Annotated in this window: 19 protein-coding genes; 15 read left to right on the plus strand and 4 right to left on the minus strand. The window is 57.3% G+C overall.

What is annotated here, in order from left to right; all coding sequences use genetic code 11:
• The first annotated feature begins 91 nt into the window (after window positions 1-91).
• Together ABIE61_RS09170 and mepK are read left to right on the plus strand one after the other, a co-directional pair.
• Window positions 92-1,771, plus strand: a complete 1,680-nt coding sequence (locus ABIE61_RS09170) for a L,D-transpeptidase family protein (protein WP_354408733.1) — start codon at window positions 92-94, stop codon at window positions 1,769-1,771.
• An 80-nt stretch (window positions 1,772-1,851) separates the two neighbouring features.
• Entirely contained in the window at window positions 1,852-2,448 is a 597-nt protein-coding gene (gene mepK / locus ABIE61_RS09175; protein WP_354408736.1) for a peptidoglycan L,D-endopeptidase MepK, read from the plus strand.
• On the opposite strand, the gene ABIE61_RS09180 is transcribed toward mepK, so the two are convergent.
• Genes ABIE61_RS09180 through ABIE61_RS09190 form a run of 3 tightly spaced genes read right to left on the minus strand, consistent with a single transcriptional unit; the run spans window position 2,433 to window position 4,498 of the window.
• Window positions 2,433-3,251 carry a prolipoprotein diacylglyceryl transferase family protein gene (locus ABIE61_RS09180; protein WP_354408739.1) on the minus strand — a complete coding sequence of 273 codons (819 nt, stop codon included), beginning with the start codon at window positions 3,249-3,251 and terminating at the stop codon, window positions 2,433-2,435. The genes mepK and ABIE61_RS09180 overlap by 16 nt on opposite strands.
• A 39-nt stretch (window positions 3,252-3,290) precedes the next feature.
• Window positions 3,291-4,175: a ChaN family lipoprotein gene (locus tag ABIE61_RS09185; protein ID WP_354408740.1), complete on the minus strand. Its 885-nt coding sequence runs from the start codon at window positions 4,173-4,175 to the stop codon at window positions 3,291-3,293.
• Window positions 4,175-4,498, minus strand: coding sequence for a hypothetical protein (locus tag ABIE61_RS09190; RefSeq protein WP_354408742.1), 324 nt, complete (start codon window positions 4,496-4,498; stop codon window positions 4,175-4,177). Before ABIE61_RS09190 ends, ABIE61_RS09185 begins: the two co-directional genes overlap by 1 nt.
• A gap of 165 nt (window positions 4,499-4,663) precedes the next feature.
• Between ABIE61_RS09190 and parC the strand changes: the two genes are divergently transcribed.
• Window positions 4,664-6,913 carry a DNA topoisomerase IV subunit A gene (parC, locus tag ABIE61_RS09195; RefSeq protein ID WP_354408745.1) on the plus strand — a complete coding sequence of 750 codons (2,250 nt, stop codon included), beginning with the start codon at window positions 4,664-4,666 and terminating at the stop codon, window positions 6,911-6,913.
• Window positions 6,914-6,933: 20 nt separating this feature from the next.
• Here the strand turns inward: parC and ABIE61_RS09200 are convergent, their stop codons facing one another.
• The gene (locus tag ABIE61_RS09200) at window positions 6,934-8,661 is read right to left on the minus strand and encodes a hypothetical protein (RefSeq protein WP_354408748.1); all 1,728 of its coding nucleotides are present in this window, start codon (window positions 8,659-8,661) and stop codon (window positions 6,934-6,936) included.
• Window positions 8,662-8,840: 179 nt separating this feature from the next.
• On the opposite strand from ABIE61_RS09200, the gene ABIE61_RS09205 reads away from it, so the two are divergent.
• From ABIE61_RS09205 to lipB, 12 genes are all read left to right on the plus strand, one after another.
• On the plus strand, window positions 8,841-10,097 hold the full coding sequence (locus ABIE61_RS09205) for a glutamate-5-semialdehyde dehydrogenase (RefSeq protein WP_354408751.1): 1,257 nt from the start codon (window positions 8,841-8,843) through the stop codon (window positions 10,095-10,097).
• Window positions 10,097-10,774: a nicotinate-nucleotide adenylyltransferase gene (gene nadD, locus ABIE61_RS09210; RefSeq protein WP_354408754.1), complete on the plus strand. Its 678-nt coding sequence runs from the start codon at window positions 10,097-10,099 to the stop codon at window positions 10,772-10,774. The genes ABIE61_RS09205 and nadD overlap by 1 nt, the downstream gene beginning before the upstream one ends.
• Window positions 10,764-11,117 (plus strand): ribosome silencing factor, encoded by a 354-nt coding sequence (rsfS, locus tag ABIE61_RS09215; protein ID WP_091822659.1) that lies wholly within the window; start codon window positions 10,764-10,766, stop codon window positions 11,115-11,117. The genes nadD and rsfS overlap by 11 nt, the downstream gene beginning before the upstream one ends.
• A 10-nt stretch (window positions 11,118-11,127) precedes the next feature.
• Window positions 11,128-11,595 carry a 23S rRNA (pseudouridine(1915)-N(3))-methyltransferase RlmH gene (gene rlmH, locus ABIE61_RS09220; RefSeq protein WP_206838753.1) on the plus strand — a complete coding sequence of 156 codons (468 nt, stop codon included), beginning with the start codon at window positions 11,128-11,130 and terminating at the stop codon, window positions 11,593-11,595.
• 9 nt (window positions 11,596-11,604) lie between these two features.
• On the plus strand, window positions 11,605-13,494 hold the full coding sequence (gene mrdA / locus ABIE61_RS09225) for a penicillin-binding protein 2 (protein ID WP_354408757.1): 1,890 nt from the start codon (window positions 11,605-11,607) through the stop codon (window positions 13,492-13,494).
• Window positions 13,491-14,633: a rod shape-determining protein RodA gene (gene rodA, locus ABIE61_RS09230; RefSeq protein WP_354408759.1), complete on the plus strand. Its 1,143-nt coding sequence runs from the start codon at window positions 13,491-13,493 to the stop codon at window positions 14,631-14,633. Before mrdA ends, rodA begins: the two co-directional genes overlap by 4 nt.
• 12 nt (window positions 14,634-14,645) lie before the next feature.
• Window positions 14,646-15,644, plus strand: a complete 999-nt coding sequence (mltB, locus tag ABIE61_RS09235) for a lytic murein transglycosylase B (protein ID WP_354408762.1) — start codon at window positions 14,646-14,648, stop codon at window positions 15,642-15,644.
• A 1-nt stretch (window position 15,645) separates the two neighbouring features.
• Complete coding sequence (locus ABIE61_RS09240) at window positions 15,646-16,491, plus strand: septal ring lytic transglycosylase RlpA family protein (protein ID WP_091822646.1); 846 nt, start codon at window positions 15,646-15,648, stop codon at window positions 16,489-16,491.
• Window positions 16,492-16,569: 78 nt separating this feature from the next.
• Window positions 16,570-17,742 (plus strand): D-alanyl-D-alanine carboxypeptidase family protein, encoded by a 1,173-nt coding sequence (locus ABIE61_RS09245; protein WP_354408764.1) that lies wholly within the window; start codon window positions 16,570-16,572, stop codon window positions 17,740-17,742.
• Window positions 17,743-17,812: 70 nt separating this feature from the next.
• Window positions 17,813-18,679 (plus strand): D-amino acid aminotransferase, encoded by an 867-nt coding sequence (locus ABIE61_RS09250; RefSeq protein ID WP_354408766.1) that lies wholly within the window; start codon window positions 17,813-17,815, stop codon window positions 18,677-18,679.
• On the plus strand, window positions 18,676-18,951 hold the full coding sequence (locus ABIE61_RS09255; protein ID WP_206838767.1) for an HP0495 family protein: 276 nt from the start codon (window positions 18,676-18,678) through the stop codon (window positions 18,949-18,951). The genes ABIE61_RS09250 and ABIE61_RS09255 overlap by 4 nt, the downstream gene beginning before the upstream one ends.
• Window positions 18,951-19,604, plus strand: coding sequence for a lipoyl(octanoyl) transferase LipB (lipB, locus tag ABIE61_RS09260; RefSeq protein WP_206838769.1), 654 nt, complete (start codon window positions 18,951-18,953; stop codon window positions 19,602-19,604). Before ABIE61_RS09255 ends, lipB begins: the two co-directional genes overlap by 1 nt.
• Window positions 19,605-19,606: the final 2 nt, after the last annotated feature.

The following is a 19,606-nucleotide window of genomic DNA, read 5'->3' on the forward strand; positions in this document are numbered from 1 at the left end:
CTCGGGTGCCGGGGTATGTAAAGGTGTATTAGCATATCACTAACCGAAAACAGGCTATAGTGATGAAAGGCAAATACCGGGTGAGGTTGAGATGCTGCGAGCTGTGAGTCCACATCTGTCTGCACTAATGCTGTTGTGTGTGATCGCAATGCCGTTACAGGCCGCAGAGTCGGTTGAAACGCATTTGCAGCAGCTGCTGCAGGCGGGGGCTGCGGGTGAGCTGCCGGCAACCGACAGACTTGATTGGCCGGTGCTGCAGTCTTTGTATGAACGCTCCGGCGGGCAACTGCTGTGGAGCAACATGCGTGGCGAAGCGAAAACGATGATGCAGCAAGAGCTGGAGCACTGGATTCGAGCATCACTGCAACATGGGCTTGATCCGTCAAATTATCAGTATTCGCGGCTGCAGCAGCCGTTTTCGGCCGGATCAGCCATGAGCCCGGAACCGGTATTGAATGACCTTCTGTTGAGTGACAGTTTCATGCGTCTGGCGCGGGATTTGGCCGGCGTAACCCCTTCTGCCGAGGAGCATGATCGGTTGTGGCGTTTCCAGCCACGTACGCTTGATGCAGTCGACCTGTTGCTGCAGGCATCCGCGACAGAAGAGGTGGAGGCAACCCTGCAGGCACTGCTGCCCCGGTCAGCCGAATATCAACGTCTGGTTGAACACTATACACAGTTGTTACAGCGGACTGATCGCGAGGCATGGGTGGCGCCGGACTTGAGCATGAATGGCCTGCTGCGCACGGGGGCGAGCCACTCTGTGGTTGTGGGAGTGCGTGAGTTGTTGATTCGCAAGGAGCTGTTGAATTCGGCAGAGAGTTCGTTTGAACCGCAGGAGGTTTATACCCCACTGGTTGTGGAGGCGGTAAGGGCGTTCCAGCAGCAGCAGGGACTGGAACCCGACGGTATTCTGGGACCTGCGACCCGCGCAGCGCTACAGCGCTCGCCGGAGCAGCAGCTGCAACAGGTACGGGTCAACCTGCAGCGCTGGCGCTGGCTGCCAAGGGAGCTGGGCGAACGTTACCTGCTGGTCAGAACCGGGACCTACTCAATGACACTGGTTGAGCAGGACAGGGCGGTACAGCAATACCGAATCATCAGTGGTCGTCCGCACCGTCCTACCCTGTCGTTCGAGTCGGACGTGGACCACCTCATCATGCACCCACCCTGGACGGTGCCCTTCCGCCTGGCGGTTGAGGATCTGTTGCCCAAGCAGCGAAAGGATCCCGACTATTTTGCTCGCCAGCAGATCGAGGTACTGCAGAAGGTGGATGGTAGCTGGCAACCGGTTGACCCTGAAGGGATAGACTGGGAGAGCCTGTCGAGCCGAAATTTCCCGTACCTGTTGCGGCAGCGTCCCGGCCCCTTGAACAGCCTGGGGCGTATACGCTTCGGCATGTCAAACCCCTACAGTATTTACCTACACGATACCCCGCAGCAGACGCTGTTCGAGTCCACCGAGCGGGCGTTCAGCTCAGGCTGTATTCGAGTGGACGAAATTGAAGACCTTGCCCAGCGGCTGCTCGGTGAGCGTTCTCTGGAGCAGGCGCTGAATACCTCCCGTACCCACACGCTCAGGCTTGAGCGGCCACTGCCGGTATATCTGGTCTATCTGACCGTCTGGGTGGATGAGCAACAGCAGGGACACTATCACCCCGATGTGTACGGGCTGGACTGGCAGTTGCAGCAGGCATTGGGGCCTCTGCCGGAGGTGCTTGATCCGAAGATTGAACAGGGTGCACTGGCACAAACTGTGCTTAAACAGTAGCCAATGGCAGGACTATTGGGTAAAATTCAACCAGATTTGTTTATTAATCATACAGTTGTCAGTTTTTTCCGAGGTGCTGCATGCTGTTCACCCCACGCCAGATCAGATCGGGTGCCGAAACGGCGCCGGAATGTCGTCAACGTCGCCGTCTGTTGACCGGGCTGGCACTGACGGCAGCTGCCCTCCATGTGCCACAGGCGGCAGCCAATATCCGCCCTCTGTTCGAGCGTAAACTGCAGTTCAGCCATCTGCATACCGGTGAGCAACTGAAAACCACGTACTGGGCAGAAGGGCGCTACCTCAGCTCCAGTCTGGATGAGATCAACTACCTGTTGCGTGATTTCCGCACTGGCGAAATTCATCCAATTGATCCTCGGCTGCTGGACCTGTTGCACACCATCAGGGTGGAGAGCGGCAACATCAACAATCCGTTCGAGATCGTGTCCGGCTACCGATCACCGAAAACCAACAACCAGCTGCGCAGCAACGGTAATGGGGGCGTGGCCAAGAAGAGCCTGCACATGCAGGGCAAGGCGATTGATATTCGCCTGCCCGGAACATCGCTGAAAGAGCTGCACCGAATCGCCTGCGAGGCGAAGGCTGGTGGGGTAGGCCTCTACACCAGCTCCAATTTTGTTCATATCGATACCGGCAACGTGCGCTACTGGGGTAGCTGAGCGCGAATGACGGTCAGCTTGTCCCTCAGGCTGGCCGCTGACAGCTCGCCCAGATGAGAATCCTGTAACCGTCCCTGTGCATCAATGAACAGGGTAGTGGGCAGCGCCCGAGAGCCATAGTGCGCCCCAAGCTGGTTCTGCTGGTCCAGCAGCACGTTGTCCAGCTCGATATTCAGCTGCTGCAGAAATCCCTTCACACTCTGTGCATCTTCTCCAAGATTGGCGAACAGAAAATGTACATCCGGTAATGACCTCTGGGCTTCGGCCAACACCGGCATCTCACGCACACAGGGAGGGCACCAGCTGGCCCAGATGTTGATCACGATCGGTTGACCGCTGAACTGCTGCAAGCTCACGGTCTCGCCACTGAGGGTGTTGAAGCTCAAGGGCGGCAGCGCTTCAGTCGTTTTGTGCAACAACTGCAGCGGCAGTGCAGTGGCGGCCCAGAACAGTGCGCCGCTCACCAGCCCGATGCTGAGCGGGCGACGCAGTGCAGGCTGGCGCAGCCCGAAAAACAGGGCGCAGGCCAACCCGGTGAGCAGACCACTGACCCACCAAAACCCACCGTCGCGAATATCGAGGATCTGCACAGGCTGCGACAGATACTCATCGGCATACCGCAGCACAAATCCCAGTCGAGCGCCGATCAGTCCCAGCAGCAGGGTGATGAACAGGGTGCTTTCCGGATTTCTGCCAGCGCGGCGACTGCTCACCCAGCCGGCAAACAAGGCAACCAGAAAGGCGATCAGCAGGGCAAGGCGGTCTGCCGAGATGGCAAAGGGACCGATGGACAGTGACAGCATCGCAGACTCCATGGCAAAAAGGACTGGTACAGTGACCCGTCAGGATCCGGAAGATTCCGTTTTTCTATGTGAAGACTGCAGCTCAGCACAGTAATCGCGCTCGGCAATGGCATCGGTGAACAGCAGATAGTCAGCGGCTGCAGGTGCTCCGGGATAACTTTCCGGCAGATAGTCATAGGGTTCCTGGCGTCCCTCCTGCACTGATGTCAGCAACACAGTAACCGCCGGCTTTTCAAGCCAGAGCGGAATCCCCAGGTCATTTCGGGCGTGAATGGTGCCGGTCAGCATGACACCGCTGAGTGCCTTAAGCTGTGCCTGATCAAGACGCTCGGCCATCTGCTGGTCCCGGGCCAGTTGCACCTGCCGCATCCCCTCCAGCGAGTCTTTGGGAAGCTGACCACAATGGCTCTCGAACAGCAGTCGACGCATGTAGTTGGCGTGCAGTTCTCCCATGTCACCGGAGGGTGCGCCCTCTTGATAGGCACTGCGTTGCTGTTCACGGGTCAGGTCGGTGCCGATGACGGCGGGTGCTCGGTCGAGTGACAGGCGGACCACATCGGCATACAGCGCCCAGTTCCAGCCCGCATTCCAGTTCAAGCTGTCTGGTGTGGTGGTGCTGCCACGCATCAGCGCCTGATCCAGCAGGGGCTGTTGCACTGTTGTTGCCATCTCCAGAGCGACGGCGCCCAGCTGGCCACGATCGGCAAGACTTGCTATCCAGCGCCGTTGCAGCTGATGGTGGTGCGGATTGTCGTGCTGCTCGCCCAGCAGTAACCAGCCATCCGTGGGCAGTTGAGCGAAAAGCTCAGCCTCGGATACAAAGCGTTGCTCGGACAAGCGCCAGAGCTTGCCACTCAGCGGATGCTCAGCCAGTGCTGGCAACGACAGACCAAGGGCCAGCAACAGCATGATGAGTCGACGCATTACTGCCCCCGGCTCTTCACATCCAGATAATCCCGCTGAATAACGGCTTCGAGGGCGTTCATGGCCGCCACCAGCTCATCGAAGTGTTCACGGCAGGCTTTCAGCTGCTTGATCTGGTCAGATGACGGTGCGTTACCGCCACTGATGTTGGCGATGTCGATCAATTCGCTGATATAGGCCGCACGGGCATGCGCTACCATCGACAGTACGGGCTTCAGGCTGTCCAGACTCAGCTCGGGAATCTTCGGGTTGATGATTTCACGGTTGATGTCGCGGCGCTGTTTTTCCAGCTCCAGCAGCAGGCGATTGTTGTCCTGTGACATGGGCGGTTCCTCGGTGGTTGTTCTTTTCTATTATCCTATACGCAAAAATGCACGGACGGGAGCGCTCAGGATGCGCTTTTCCTGTCGAGCTGGCATACTCCCTGCCAATCTGCAGGCTGGAACAGCTGCCTGCGCTAACGGAATCCAGTGTTCAAGGATCAGTTGATGAGTGTAGAGACCACCTTTGACGGTGATACCGAAAAACTGTCACTGCGCGACTTTACCGAGAAAGCCTATCTCGACTATTCCATGTACGTCATCCTCGATCGGGCGCTGCCCAATATCGGCGATGGCATGAAGCCGGTTCAGCGCCGTATCGTTTATGCGATGTCGGAGCTGGGGCTGAAGGCCACGGCCAAGTACAAGAAGTCAGCCCGTACCGTGGGTGATGTGCTCGGCAAGTTTCACCCTCATGGTGACTCGGCCTGCTATGAAGCGATGGTGTTGATGGCACAGCCGTTCAGCTACCGCTACCCGCTGGTGGATGGTCAGGGCAACTGGGGCTCGCCGGATGATCCCAAGTCATTTGCCGCCATGCGTTATACCGAATCGCGGCTGGCACCCTATGCTGAGCTGCTGCTGAAGGAGCTGGCGCAAGGCACGGTAAACTGGGTTCCTAACTTTGACGGCACCATGGACGAACCGGAAGTGCTGCCGGCACGGCTGCCCAATGTGTTGCTCAACGGCGGTACCGGGATTGCCGTTGGCATGGCGACCGATATCCCTTCGCACAACCTGCGTGAGGTGGCCTCCGCCTGCTGTCATCTGCTGGATTATCCTCAGGCTACGCTGGAAGACCTGTGCAATATTGTGCGTGGTCCGGATATGCCCACCGAGGCAGAGATCATCACGCCAGCGACGGATCTGCGTCAAATCTATACCACCGGCCGCGGCAGTTTCCGCATGCGTGCGATCTGGAGCCGGGAAGATGGTGAAGTTGTGGTGACGGCGCTGCCGGCACAGGTATCGGGCGCCAAGGTGCTGGAACAGATTGCCGCCCAGATGCAGCAGAAAAAACTGCCGATGGTGAGTGATCTGCGTGACGAATCCGACCACGAAAATCCGACGCGCTTGGTGATTGTGCCGCGCTCCAACCGGGTCGACTGCGACCAGTTGATGGCGCACCTGTTTGCCACCACGGATCTGGAGCGCAGCTACCGCGTCAACCTGAACATGATCGGCATTGATGGCCGGCCTCAGGTCAAGGACCTGCGCCAGATCCTCACCGAATGGCTCAGCTGGCGGACCAGCGTGGTACGTCGACGACTGGAATACCGGCTGCAGAAGGTGCGCGATCGCCTGCATATTCTTGAAGGCCTGATGGTGGCCTACCTCAATATTGATGAGGTGATTGCCATCATCCGGGAGGAGGAAAAGCCGAAAGATGAGCTGATGCGCCGTTTTGGCCTGACCGATGTGCAGGCCGATTCAATTCTTGATCTCAAGCTGCGTCACCTGGCGCGACTGGAAGAGATGAAGATCCGGGGCGAGCAGGACGAACTGAGTGAAGAGCGCCAGCGTCTGGAGGAAACCCTGGGCTCGGATGAGTTGATGCGCAAACTGATCCGGGAAGAGATCGAAGCGGCGGCAGAGGAGTTTGGTGATGCCCGCCGTTCGCCTCTGGCCGAACGCGGCGAGGCGCGTGCCTTCAGTGAAAAGGATCTGCTCAGCGCCGACCCTGTCACGGTGGTACTGTCCAAGCAGGGCTGGATTCGCGCAGCCAAGGGGCATGATATTGATGCATCGGGGCTCAGCTACAAATCCGGTGATGGCTTCAAACTGGCCTGTGCCGGGCGGATGAACCAGCCGACCGTTTTGCTGGACTCGACCGGGCGCAGTTATACGCTGGATACCCATGCGCTGCCTTCGGCACGGGGACAGGGCGAGCCGGTGACCGGTCATATCAGCCTGCCCAAGGGCGCGGTGGTGGATGCACTGGTCTGTGGCCGTGACGAAGACGCGGTGCTGCTGGCCTCGGATGCAGGTTACGGCTTTGTCACCCGGGTTGATCAGCTCACCAGCAAAACCAAAAACGGCAAGGCCGCCCTGACTCTGCCCAAGGGAGCGAAGGTGCTGCAGCCGGTGCTGGTACCGAGTGGTGATGCATTACTGGCGGCGATCAGCAGTGAAGGGCGGCTGCTGGTGTTCCCGGTATCAGAGCTGCCCGAGCTGGCGCGCGGCAAGGGCAACAAGATCATCAACATTCCTTCGGCGCGTGCCGCCAGCGGTGAAGAGCTCATGACCCATATCATGCTGCTGGGGCCTGAGGATACGCTGATGGTGCATGCCGGTCGCCAGCACCTGAAGCTCAAGGGAGTCGAACTGGAGCACTATCGTGGTGAACGCGGCCGTCGCGGCAACAAGCTGCCGCGGGGGTATCAGCGGGTTGATGGCATGGAGGTCATCAGCGACTGATAGCTTGCCAGCCAGCCTCCTCAGGAGGTCGGCTGGCTGTTCTGTGCCCCCTGCTGACGTTCATTCAGCTTGCTCAGCAGGTGTCTTGCCTGTTTCTCCAGCAGGGCCTGATAGGATTCGCTGACGCTGAGAATCAGCACCTTGTCTTCATCCTCGCGCCGAATATCCGCTTTCTGCAGCAGGCTCTCCTTCAGCAGCGGCGCTTCGGTCAACGCCGTATGGCTGATCAGCTCATTGCTTTGAGTGGTGCGGGTGAGGAAGTGGGCTTCCTCCTGCATCCGTTCGATGCGATCATGTGCGCCACGCACCAGGGCCATGTGCAGGTTCATGACCGGCTGGAAAGCGCGAATCTGACTCTGGTTGTACTGCTTGTAGAGATGGGTGAACAACATGGCACAGCAGAGTGCATTGATGCCATGACTGTCCTTGTCATCCGCGTTGGTGAACAGTACGCGCAGGTTGCCATCGCTCATCGGCTCGATGCTGCCGCTGTAGATGCGGGCCACAGAGTTGGCCAGGGTTCGGTAGTTTTTCAGCAGTGCATTGCGCTCGTCATCCTCCACATTGTCGGAGTGGGCGCTTCGGGTGTCGATCAGCAGCAGGTAACCTGCCTCATCGGGAGTCAGCATCAGCTCCAGTTCGTGTTCGAAACTGTACAGGCCCAGTTGTTCCTCGTTGCTACCGAGCTTCAACGGGTTGGGATGCAAGGGGGTATACTCTTCCTCTTGTCCCGTGTGCTCCTCCAACTCCATCTCATCGGTGTCGGGCACCATCGCCTCGTCACTGTCATCGGCCAGATCACTAATGTGCGGTACCTGAGGGATGAAGCTGGGCATGCGGGCATCATCCCGTTCCGGCTTAAGCAGTGACACCAGCTCATCTGTATCAAAACTGGGCTCGCGGCGGTCATCTAACGGATATGCAGCCTTCGGCTCGGTTTCCAGTTCCTGTTCAGGCTTTAGAGGGGCGGACTCAGCCGCCATATCGCCCTGCGAGTCCTGATTCGGTTGTGCGGGAGAGGGTTTGATTTCGGCTTCAACTTGAGCTTGCTCAGGTGGCTGCCTCTTGGTCACAGGGTCTGTATTGTTTGACGCTGCCGGTGTTGGTGAACGGGGCTCCGTACCCGTGTTGTCCATGTCGTCGAAGCTGAAAGCCGGAATGGAGTCTCGGGAAGCGGCAGGGGTCAGTTCACTGACCAGTTCACGGAAATCGGGCTTGGCTTCGGTCTGGTCCGAAACAGGCTGGCGGCGCAGGCTGAGGCCCAGCAGCAATGCAGTCAACAGTAGACTGCCACCCAGCAACAGTGCTGTTTCCAGCAGCTGTCGGTGCAGTAACTGTTCGAAGGGAGTCGGGTTGGTCCAGTAGGTCAGCTGGCCAATGACTTCGTCCCCCTGCACCAGGTCAAGGCTGTGGCCACGCCCCTGAGGCTGCCCCGCCAGCGCGATCAGGGTCTGGTCTGGAGCGGTCAGTCGTAAACCGCTGATCAGGGGTTGTGCCGCAAGTTCGTTGAACATGAAGTTCAGGCTGATACGGTCATCGGATAGTACCAGCGGCTGGATCAGGATGGCGCTGCTGCGGCCAAACATCATACCTACTTCATTGGCCTGCTGGCGTGCAAGGTCGCTGCTGCGCAGGTACTCGAGTACACCGCCCAGGGACAGGCTCAGCAGCAGAATAAGGGCGACCGAGAGCAATGCGCGCAGGGACAGCGTGCGAGGGCTGTGGTGAGTGTCGTCTTGTGGCTCCATGGGGGCTTCTTGCATCGGGTGACTGATAGCGAAAGATAGATGTCCGATGATAGCAACAATCATCTCAAGGTCACAGCAATACCCCCGCAGCATAAACCAGCTTTTTGCAGCACCAAAAGACCTTTTGTGTCACTGGCGTTATACTGTGCGGCTGACAATGTCCAAGCGGATAGACGATGATGGATGTAGCACAGTATATGACCCAACTCGGTGAACAGGCACGCGCGGCTTCACGTCTGATGGCCCGTGCTGACACCGACAGTAAGAACAAGGCTCTGCTGGCCATGGCTGAGGCGATTGATGCCCGCCGTGAAGCGCTGGCAGAGGCAAACCGTACCGATATGGAAAACGGTCGCGACAAAGGGCTGGATGACGCATTGCTGGACCGGCTTGAGCTTACTCCGGCCCGTATTGACGGCATGATCGAGGGGTTGCGCCAGGTCGCGGCGCTGCCGGACCCGATCGGCGCGATTCGCGACATGAGCTATCGCCCGTCCGGCATTCAGGTTGGCAAGATGCGCGTACCCCTGGGGGTTATCGGCATCATTTACGAGTCGCGTCCCAATGTGACCTGCGAGGCGGCAAGCCTGTGCCTGAAATCCGGTAACGCGGCGATTCTGCGCGGTGGGTCGGAAGCGATCCATTCCAATCAGGCGATTGCGACTTGCATCGCAGAAGGACTGAAAGCTGCTGGCTTGCCTCATGAAGCGGTACAGGTGGTCGAAACCACAGACCGTGAGGCCGTTGGTCGTCTGATTGCGATGCCTGAATATGTCGACGTCATCGTGCCACGTGGCGGTAAGGGCCTGATCGAACGGATCAGCAACGATGCCCGCGTGCCGGTGATCAAGCATCTGGACGGTATCTGCCATGTGTATATTGATGCCGAGGCCGACCGTACCAAAGCGCTGAATATCGCCATCAACGCCAAAACGCATCGCTATGGCACCTGCAACACCATGGAAACCCTGCTGGTTGACGCGGCCGTGGCCGGTGAGCTGCTGCCGGAGCTGGCGGAGCACTATGAGCAGCTGGGCGTTGAATTGCGGGGCTGTGCACGTACTCTGGCGCTGCTGCCACGACTGAATGCGGCAACCGATGCTGACTGGGACACCGAGTACCTGGCACCGATTCTGTCGATTCGGATTGTGGACGGCATGGATGAAGCGATTGCACACATCAATCGCCACAGTTCACAGCACACCGATGCCATTATCACCGAGAACTACACCAAGGCGCGTGCGTTCCTGCGCGAGGTGGATTCCAGCTCGGTGATGGTGAATGCATCGACCCGTTTTGCCGATGGTTTCGAATATGGTCTGGGCGCCGAGATCGGCATCTCCACGGACAAAATCCATGCGCGGGGTCCGGTGGGGCTGGAAGGGCTGACATCGGAAAAATACATCGTGCTGGGTGACGGTCAGGTTCGCAGCTGATGCCGCCGCTGGTGTTCATGGGTGGAACCTTCGACCCTGTTCACAATGGCCACCTGCGTACGGCGCTGGAACTGCAGCAGTGGCTTGAAGTCGAACAGGTCTGTCTGATCCCCTCCGGCGAGCCGGTACACCGTGATCGGCCTGGCTGCACAGCGCGTGAGCGGCTTGAAATGGTGCAGTTGGCGGTGGCAGACGAACCGGCACTCTGTGCCGATGCGCGAGAAGTCGAAGCGGATGAGCCTTCATACTCACTACTGACGCTGCAGTCATTGCGCCAGGAGCGCGGGCCCGGTTGCCCCATTGTCATGACCATGGGTATGGATGCCTTTCAGACGTTGGAGCGTTGGCACCGTTGGCAGGCGTTTCTGGATTATGCCCATATTCTGGTTATTGCACGGCCGGGCTATGTTGACAGTGATCTCAGCCCAGTGCTGCAGGCGCTGTTGCAGCAGCATCGAAGCCGTGATCATAAGGAGCTGCTTGGATTGCCCTCAGGGCGTATTCATATTCAGGAATTAACCCCGCTGGGGATATCCGCCACCCAGATCAGGCAGTTGATAGCGTCCGGACAGTCGCCGCGCTATCTGTTACCTGAGCCGGTGTGGCACTATATCAGCCAGCATGAACTTTATGGTTTTCACTCAAAAGAGAAGGTACAAAGCGCTAATGCAAACTGAGCAACTGCGTGAACTGGTGCACAGTGCACTGGAAGATATCAAGGCCCGTGACATCACCGAAATTGATGTGCGCGGCAAGTCCAGTGTGACCGATTACATGGTTATCGCCAGCGGCACTTCCAAGCGGCACGTGATGTCCGTGGCACAGGAGGTGCTCGACAAGGTCAAGGCGTCTGGTCTGCAACCCGTGGGCACTGAAGGCCAGGCGGTGGGTGACTGGATACTGGTGGATCTGGGCGATGTGATCGTACATGTGATGATGCCGGATGCACGCAGCTTCTATGACCTGGAACGTCTGTGGCGGTTTGATGCCGAAGACAGCGCAGAACCTGTGCAGGAGTAAGCACTGAAGTATGCGTATTCGCCTGCTTGCCGTTGGTAACCGCATGCCTGCCTGGGTTGAGGAGGGCTATAACGAGTATGCCCGTCGCCTGCCGCCGGACTTCCAGCTGGAGTTGGTGGAGCTGACGCCGGGCCATCGAGGCAAGAATGCCGACATCGCCCGCGCCATTCGCAGTGAAGGTGATGCCATGCTCGCGGCCATCGGCAAGGGGGACCGGGTGGTGGCGCTGGATGTGAAAGGTCGCCCCTGGTCAACTCCACAGCTGGCCGAGCAGTCCGAACAGTGGCGCATGGACGGCCGCAATATCAGCCTGCTGATCGGTGGGCCTGATGGCCTTGATCCGCGAGCCCTTGCATTGGCCGATCAGAAGTGGTCGTTGTCTGCACTTACGTTGCCGCACCCGCTGGTGCGAGTGGTACTCGCTGAACAGCTCTACCGTGCCTGGACCATTCTCCAGGGCCACCCTTACCATAAATAGTGGCGCACCATGGCACCCTTTGAGCGCTTGAAGGACTATTCTCAGGAAAGCATCACCTTTACCAACCGGGCCGCTTTTGCCTTCGGCTGTGTACTGTTGTTGATGCTGATACTGATTGGGCGCGTCTACTATCTGCAGGTGATCGAGTTTGACCGCTATGCGGCCATATCCGAAAAAAATCGAGTGCAGCTACAGCCTGTTGCCCCTCGTCGAGGGCTTATCTATGATCGCAACGGGGTGCTGTTGGCCGATAACCAGCCCAACTTTTCGGTCACTCTGCTGAAAGAGGAAGTGCAGGATCTCGATACCACACTGGCTGAACTGGCCGAGCTGATTGAATTGAGTGAACGTGATATCGAGCGTTTCGAGCAGCGTCTGCAACAGCGCCGGCGGCCGTTCGAAACGGTTCCGTTACGTTTTGGTCTGAGCGAAGACGAAATCGCCCGCATTTCACTGAATTACCATCGGCTCCCAGGTGTGCAGGTTGAAGCCGACCTGATTCGACGCTACCCCTACGGAGAATCCCTGGCGCATGCGCTGGGCTATGTAGGCAGGATAAACGAGCGTGAGTTGGGGCAAGTCGACCCGATCAATTATGCCGCTACACACTATATTGGCAAGCTGGGTATCGAGCGGTTCTATGAAGACCTTCTACACGGGCAAGTGGGTTTCCAGAAGGTAGAGACCAATGCCCGAGGGCGTATTCTGCGCGTGCTTGAACGGGAAGACCCGGTGCCGGGACAGAATATACAGCTGAGTCTGGATCTGCGCCTGCAGCAGTTTTCCGAGTCCCTGTTAGAGGGACGGCGAGCTTCCATTGTGGCGATTGAGCCGGGCAGCGGCGAAATACTGGCACTGGTCAGCACACCGGGTTATGACCCCAACCTGTTCGTGACCGGTATATCCAGTCGTGACTACAGCGCTTTGCGTGACTCTATTGATCTGCCATTGTTCAACCGTGCTCTGCGTGGTGGTTATCCACCTGGCTCCACCATCAAGCCGGTCATCGCGCTGGCGGCACTGGAAACGGATACGATTACGCCAGAAAAAAGAATTTGGGACCCAGGCTTCTATCAGATCAATCAGAATGGCCGCCGCTATCGTGACTGGAAGCGTAGCGGCCATGGCTGGGTTAATCTCAATGATGCCATGGCTGAATCCTGCGATGTCTGGTTCTATGAGGTGGGTCACAAGATGGGCGTTGACCCGATGTCTGACTTCCTCGGTCGTTTCGGAGTGGGGGCAGATACCAGTCTGGATCTGCCGGAAGCCATTACCTCCTTCCTGCCCTCAAGGGAGTGGAAAGAAAATGATCGTCGTTTGCCCTGGTACCCTGGTGACTCTATCAACCTGAGTATAGGACAGGGCTTTCTGGTTATGACGCCACTGCAGCTGGCAACGACAGCCTCCGTGTTGGCCAACCGTGGGCGTTGGGTACAGCCGCATATGCTGCAGGGGCTGGTGCCGGAGTTGGGAGACACCCCGGTACCGTTTAATCCGATCTACCGACGCAAGCCAAAGCCGGCTGATGTTGTACTCAAGAATCCTAACCATTGGGATCACGTGATTGGTGGCATGGTGTCGGTCATGCATGGCGCAAAAGGTACTGCTCGCCGCTCCGCCCAAGGGGCGCAGTATCGTATCGCGGGCAAGACCGGTACGGCCCAGGTGGTTGGTATTGCGCAGGATGCGGAATACGATGCTGAAGCACTGGCAGAACGGCACCGTGACCATGCCCTGTTTATTGCGTTCGCGCCAGCGGATAATCCCCGCATAGCTGTGGCCGTCGTGGTCGAAAATGGGGGCGGCGGGTCGAGTACCGCAGCTCCCATTGCACGTGAAGTGATGGATGCCTGGCTCGTAGGCGATTACAACAATGACCTGCAGGTGAAACCATGAGTAATCGTGACTTTCAACGCACCATGCCAGGCAGTAACGTGCACCTTCAGCGGCCGGATGGGCTGTGGCGCTATACCCACCTGGATGGTTGGCTGTTGCTGTTACTGCTGCTGCTGTGTGGGTTTGGTCTTTTTGTGCTCTATAGTGCCTCAGGGCAGGATTTTGGCTATGTGAATCGCCAGGCCGTTAGGATGGGTGCCGGCTTTGTGGTCATTCTGGTGTTGGCACAGATCCAGCCCAGAACCTATCGGTTTCTGGCTCCTCTGGCCTATATAGCCGGGGTTGGTTTGCTGCTGGGTGTGCTGTTCTTCGGTGTTGGTGCCAAGGGCGCGCAGCGCTGGCTGGAACTGCCGGGATTTCGCTTTCAGCCTTCAGAACTAATGAAGCTGGCGGTGCCTTTGATGGTTGCCGCCTGGTTAACGAGACAGCAGTTGCCACCCACTTTCCGGCATCTGCTCAGTACCCTGGTACTGTTGGCAATCCCCACTGCTTTGATCATGAAGCAGCCCGACCTTGGGACTTCATTGTTAATCGCGGCTTCAGGTGTGTTCGTTATTCTGCTTTCAGGTGTCTATTGGCGCTGGATTTTTATTGCCCTTGGACTGGTTGGAGCGGCCTTGCCGGCGCTCTGGGCCATTATGAAAGACTATCAGCGTCAGCGGGTACTTACTTTCCTGGACCCTGAAAGTGATCCGTTGGGGGCAGGCTGGAACATTATCCAGTCCAAAACCGCCATCGGCTCCGGTGGCCTGCCGGGCAAGGGTTGGCTGCATGGCACCCAGTCACAGCTCGATTTCCTGCCGGAGTCACATACCGATTTCATTATTGCGGTGATTGGTGAAGAGCTGGGAATGTCCGGCGTATTGATTCTGCTGGCGCTATACCTGTTGATCATTGCACGAGGGTTGATTATTTCGGTGCAGGCACAGGACAGTTTTTCTCGCCTGCTGGCCGGCAGTATTACGCTGACTTTTTTTGTATATGTGTTCGTGAATATCGGAATGGTGACCGGGTTGCTACCGGTGGTGGGGGTACCCCTGCCAATGGTCAGTTACGGCGGGACCTCAATTGTGACGCTGATGGCGGGGTTTGGCATACTGATGTCCATCAGGACACATAGACAGATGCTGACCCGCTGAGGGAGAGATGGAATGCGCAAGAAGATCGGAACACTGCTGCTGGCAGGGCTGATGCTGGCCGGAGCAGGCACAGGTTATGCGGCTGACGGATATGACACTCATCCACTCGCCGACGACGTCGTAACCAGGCTCGCTGAACAGGGCTTTGATGCTGATGAAGTGCGTAAGGTACTGGCTGAAGCTCAGCGACAGGAGTCGATTCTGGAAGCCATTTCGCGCCCTGCGGAGCGCCGCCTGACCTGGGGTGAGTATCGCAAGATTTTTGTGGAACCGAACCGGATCAGTCAGGGAGTCAGCTTCTGGAATGAGCATGAAGATACCCTCAAGCGAGCAGAAGAAACCTACGGTGTCCCGGCGGAAATTATCGTTGCCATTATCGGTGTCGAGACTCGCTACGGCCGTATCATGGGGCGTTATCGAGTACTGGATGCCCTGGCGACACTCGGCTTTGATTACCCCAAACGGGCTGATTTCTTCAGGGGACAGCTGATCGAGTTCATGCAGATGGTGCGAGAGGAAGATCTCGATCCCACTGAGCTGGTGGGTTCCTATGCCGGTGCCATGGGCTATGGCCAGTTCATCCCCTCGAGTTTCCGCAACTACGCTGTGGACTTCGATGCCGATGGCAAGCGCAATATCTGGAGCAACAAGGTTGATGCCATTGGCAGTGTCGCCAACTATTTTAATAAGCATGGCTGGAAGGCCGGTGAACCGGTACGTTCCAACGTGGTCATGAATGAACCGGCTGACCCTCAATGGGTTAATGCTGGTCTTAAGCCCGAAGTCAGTCTGGCCGAGTGGGAGGCGCGAGGCGTCTCCACGCGACGTGACCTTGATCCGGAACAGAAGGCGACCCTGATGGAGCTGACCATGGATGATGGTGAACATTACTGGCTCGGGCTGCATAACTTTTATGTCATTACCCGCTACAACCATAGCCACCTGTATGCCATGGCGGTGTATGAGCTGAGTCAAGCGATTCGTGAAGCACGTGAATCACAGGGGCGTTGAGATGAAAAGGCTGATGTTGCCGCTGCTGGCAGTAGCACTGACCCTGGGCGGTTGCGCTTCCAAGGACAGCGGCAGCAGCAGTCGTTACAGTATGAAGCATGATCGTGGGCCTGATCAGGCGATCAGTATGGCTCATGTGCCGGATGCCGTGCCGCGCTACGAGCCGGTCAGCCGCTGGGGCAACAAAAGCCCCTATGAAGTGCTTGGCAAGCGCTACTACGTATTGCCGAATGCCGAAGGTTATCGTGTGCGGGGCAACGCCTCGTGGTATGGCAAAAAATTCCATGGCCACACCACTTCGAACGGTGAAATATACGACATGTACCAGATGACAGCGGCGCACAAATCGCTGCCGTTACCCAGTTTTGTTCGAGTGACGAACCTCGACAATGGCCGTCAGGTGGTCGTGCGGGTTAACGACCGCGGCCCGTTTCATGATGACCGAGTAATCGATCTGTCCTACGCGGCGGCCTACCGTCTGGACATGCTGCAGAAGGGCACGGCCCGAGTTGAAGTGGAGGCAATCATTCCAGGCAGTACCGGTGCCGTGCTGGCGCAGTCCAGAGAGCAGGAAGGGCGCAGCCTGGTCAGTGCTGATCAAGCTGCGATCACTGGACGCATGTTGCAGATCGCGGCATTCTCAACCGAGTCTGGTGCTCGGGATGTTGCGGAACGTCTGCGTGGTCTGCTGCAAGAGCCGGTTCAGATCAACCCGGTGCAGCGTGAAGCGCGAACCCTTTACCGGGTTCATCTGGGTCCACTGACTGGCAGTCATACACTGAGCTGGATTCTGGATCAGCTTAAGGCAGCGGGTTATCCGGGCGCACACTTGGTGGACTTGCCCTGAACCGGCGGGTAGAGTTGAACCTTTGTACGGGCAGCGGGTCACTGCTGCAAGACTTCACTTCCACGATGTAACGAGACTATGGCGCAACGACTCACTCTTCAACACTTCTTCGCTCTTTCTGTCCTGCTGGTGCTGATGCTGATGGCGAGCACAGCCCAGGCGGTTTCAGCCCTGATTCCGGCTCCGCCCCAGATTGCAGCGCGTGCCTATCTGGTGATGGATGCCGATACGGGACATGTCATCGCCGCGGACCGTGAAGATGAGCGCTTCCCGCCCGCCAGTCTGACCAAAATGATGACCAGCTATGTGGTCGAATACGAGATTGCCAAGGGCAATATTGCACTTGAAGACATGGTTCTGGTGAGTGAAAAGGCCTGGCGTACTGGTGGCTCACGCATGTTTATCCAGGAAGGAACGCAGGTCAGCGTGGATGATCTGCTGCACGGCGTTATTATCCAGTCAGGCAACGATGCCTCAGTTGCATTGGCCGAGCATATTGCCGGCAGCGAGCGGGCATTTGCTGACTTGATGAACCAGCATGCGCGCCTGCTGGGGATGGAAAACACCCATTTCGAGAATGCCACTGGCCTGCCGGCAGAAGACCATTATTCAACGGCGATCGATTTGGCAAAACTGGGCAAGGCCCTGATTAACGAATTCCCCCAGCACTACGCTCTCTATTCACAAAAGTACTTTACCTATAACAATATACGTCAACCCAACCGCAACAAGCTGCTGTGGCGTGATGATAGCGTGGATGGCATCAAAACCGGTCATACTGACGAAGCCGGCTACTGTCTGGTGGCCTCGGCCGAACGTGATGATATGCGCCTGATCTCAGTGGTAATGGGTAGCAGCAGTGAAGAGGTAAGGGCACAGGAGAGCCAGAAGCTGCTGTCTTACGGTTTCCGTTACTACCGAACCCACGCGCTGTACGAAGCGGGACAGGTGCTGCGTGACGAAAAAGTCTGGGCTGGCAGCCGCGACCAGATTCGACTTGGCGTGGCCGAAAACCTGGCCGTGACCGTTCCGCGTGGCCAGACCGACCAGCTCGAAGCCAGTATTGAACTGGATAAGGTGATTAAGGCCCCGGTGGCCAGCGGTGATGTGTTGGGGCAGGTTCAGATAACTCTTCAGGGAGAACGCGTGGCATCGGTTCCCCTGGTTGCGCTGGAAGCCGTTCCTGAAGGTGGGCTGTTCAAGCGTATCTGGCACGCGATACTGCTTTTCTTCATTGGCCTGATCGGCTAAAAATCAGACAAAAACCTTGAATCCGGTTTATGCTGCCCACATCTACTACTGATGTGGGCAGTTGCGTTTTATGAATAAAGATATCGTCTACCTCAACGGTGAATACCTGCCGGCGGATCAGGCACAGATCTCTGTGTTTGATCGCGGCTTTCTGTTTGCTGACAGTGTGTATGAAGTGATCCCTTACTATCAGGGGGTTGGCTTTCGCCTACAGCAACATTTAGATCGTCTTGCCTACAGCCTGCGTGCTATCCGAATCGAAACAGAGTATGACTGGGCGGCTATTTTGGATGAGCTTGTCAGTCGGAACGGAGGCGGTAACCTCTCGGTCTATCTACAGATCAGCCGTGGCAGTGCCGGTTACCGTACCCACGCCTATGACGACCGGATGCAACCAACCGTGTTTGCCTGCTGCTCTCCGATCCGCGACATCTATGCCGATGGCCCGGAGCAGGTTCAGGGCTTCAAGGTAATCGTGACTGCTGACCTGCGCTGGCATCGCTGTGATATCAAGTCCACCGGCCTGCTGCCCAATATTCTGGTACTGCAGCAGGCACGCGAAGCAGGCGCTGATGAAGCTTTGCTGGTACGCGATGGTCTGTTGAGTGAGGGTACCTCCTGCAACCTGTTTCTGGTACGTCAGGGCGTGATCTATACGCCCAAACGCAGTTCGGAAATTCTGGGTGGTACCACGCGGGAACTTATTCTGGAACTGGCGGCCGAGAATGGCATCCCCTATCAGGAAGTTGATTTACGACCGGATGAACTGGCTGGTGCGGATGAGGTCTGGATTTCCAGCTCCACCCGTGGCGTTGTGCCGGTGCTGGAGATTGATGGATGTCCCGTTGCCGATGGCGCCAGGGGCCCGCTGTGGCAGCGCATGTTTACCCTGTTTACCCGTTTCCAACACCGGTTGATGACCGGAGAGAGCTCATGAGTACAGAACCCAAAGCACCCAAAATTGAATTTCCTCACCCCGACTATCCGATCAAGGTGATTGGTGACAATGCGCACGACTTCAAGGGAATGGTGGTCGAAATCGTGCAAGTCCATGCACCGGATCTGGATATTGAACAGGTCACCGTTCAGGAAAGTGGCAACGGCAACTACAGCTCGGTGCGTATGAGAATTACCGCGACCAGCAAGGAACAGCTGGAAAATCTGCATCAGGATCTCAAAGCGACCGGCCGTGTGAAGATGGTGCTCTGATGACGTTAGCTGACCAGCTGATTGTGCGTGAGCTGGGGCTTCAGCCCTATGCCCCTATCTGGCAGCGGATGCAAACGTTCACCAACAATCGTACAGCGGACAGTCGCGACGAGATCTGGTTGCTTCAGCATGAACCGGTCTTCACACAAGGGCAGGCAGGTAAGGCAGAGCATCTGATTAACCCCGGCAGCATACCTGTGGTACAGGTGGATCGCGGTGGTCAGGTAACCTACCACGGCCCCGGCCAGCTCATCGCTTACCTCTTGCTGGACCTGCGTCGACGCAAGTTGGGAGTACGTGATCTGGTCGATATTATTGAGCAGTCAATCGTGGCCGTGTTGGCTGACTACGGTATCAATGCCTACCCGAAACCGGATGCGCCGGGCGTATATGTCGATGAGCGCAAGATCTGCTCGCTTGGACTCCGTATCCGCAGGGGTTGCTCGTTTCACGGCCTGGCACTTAACCTGAACATGGATCTGGAACCTTTTCTGCGCATAAACCCCTGCGGTTACGCGGGGCTTGAAATGACTCAGGTGCAGACCCTGGTGCCCGACGCCGATCTGGCGCAACTGCCCAATAACCTAGTAAATTACTTGGTTAAAAAATTGGGGTATAATCAGATCACCCGCACACCAATACTGGAAGACTGAAT

Origin of the sequence: Marinobacterium sp. MBR-111, from assembly GCF_040547585.1 — a bacterium.
GTDB lineage: Bacteria > Pseudomonadota > Gammaproteobacteria > Pseudomonadales > Balneatricaceae > Marinobacterium > Marinobacterium iners.

Excerpts from the sequence above, each read along its gene's own strand:
- ABIE61_RS09170 (WP_354408733.1), top strand. The coding sequence starts at position 92 with ATGCTGCGAGCTGTGAGTCCACATCTGTCTGCACTAATGCTGTTGTGT.
- mepK (WP_354408736.1), top strand. The coding sequence starts at position 1,852 with ATGCTGTTCACCCCACGCCAGATCAGATCGGGTGCCGAAACGGCGCCG.
- ABIE61_RS09180 (WP_354408739.1), bottom strand. The coding sequence starts at position 3,251 with ATGCTGTCACTGTCCATCGGTCCCTTTGCCATCTCGGCAGACCGCCTT.
- ABIE61_RS09185 (WP_354408740.1), bottom strand. The coding sequence starts at position 4,175 with ATGCGTCGACTCATCATGCTGTTGCTGGCCCTTGGTCTGTCGTTGCCA.
- ABIE61_RS09190 (WP_354408742.1), bottom strand. The coding sequence starts at position 4,498 with ATGTCACAGGACAACAATCGCCTGCTGCTGGAGCTGGAAAAACAGCGC.
- parC (WP_354408745.1), top strand. The coding sequence starts at position 4,664 with ATGAGTGTAGAGACCACCTTTGACGGTGATACCGAAAAACTGTCACTG.
- ABIE61_RS09200 (WP_354408748.1), bottom strand. The coding sequence starts at position 8,661 with ATGGAGCCACAAGACGACACTCACCACAGCCCTCGCACGCTGTCCCTG.
- ABIE61_RS09205 (WP_354408751.1), top strand. The coding sequence starts at position 8,841 with ATGGATGTAGCACAGTATATGACCCAACTCGGTGAACAGGCACGCGCG.
- nadD (WP_354408754.1), top strand. The coding sequence starts at position 10,097 with ATGCCGCCGCTGGTGTTCATGGGTGGAACCTTCGACCCTGTTCACAAT.
- rsfS (WP_091822659.1), top strand. The coding sequence starts at position 10,764 with ATGCAAACTGAGCAACTGCGTGAACTGGTGCACAGTGCACTGGAAGAT.
- rlmH (WP_206838753.1), top strand. The coding sequence starts at position 11,128 with ATGCGTATTCGCCTGCTTGCCGTTGGTAACCGCATGCCTGCCTGGGTT.
- mrdA (WP_354408757.1), top strand. The coding sequence starts at position 11,605 with ATGGCACCCTTTGAGCGCTTGAAGGACTATTCTCAGGAAAGCATCACC.
- rodA (WP_354408759.1), top strand. The coding sequence starts at position 13,491 with ATGAGTAATCGTGACTTTCAACGCACCATGCCAGGCAGTAACGTGCAC.
- mltB (WP_354408762.1), top strand. The coding sequence starts at position 14,646 with ATGCGCAAGAAGATCGGAACACTGCTGCTGGCAGGGCTGATGCTGGCC.
- ABIE61_RS09240 (WP_091822646.1), top strand. The coding sequence starts at position 15,646 with ATGAAAAGGCTGATGTTGCCGCTGCTGGCAGTAGCACTGACCCTGGGC.
- ABIE61_RS09245 (WP_354408764.1), top strand. The coding sequence starts at position 16,570 with ATGGCGCAACGACTCACTCTTCAACACTTCTTCGCTCTTTCTGTCCTG.
- ABIE61_RS09250 (WP_354408766.1), top strand. The coding sequence starts at position 17,813 with ATGAATAAAGATATCGTCTACCTCAACGGTGAATACCTGCCGGCGGAT.
- ABIE61_RS09255 (WP_206838767.1), top strand. The coding sequence starts at position 18,676 with ATGAGTACAGAACCCAAAGCACCCAAAATTGAATTTCCTCACCCCGAC.
- lipB (WP_206838769.1), top strand. The coding sequence starts at position 18,951 with ATGACGTTAGCTGACCAGCTGATTGTGCGTGAGCTGGGGCTTCAGCCC.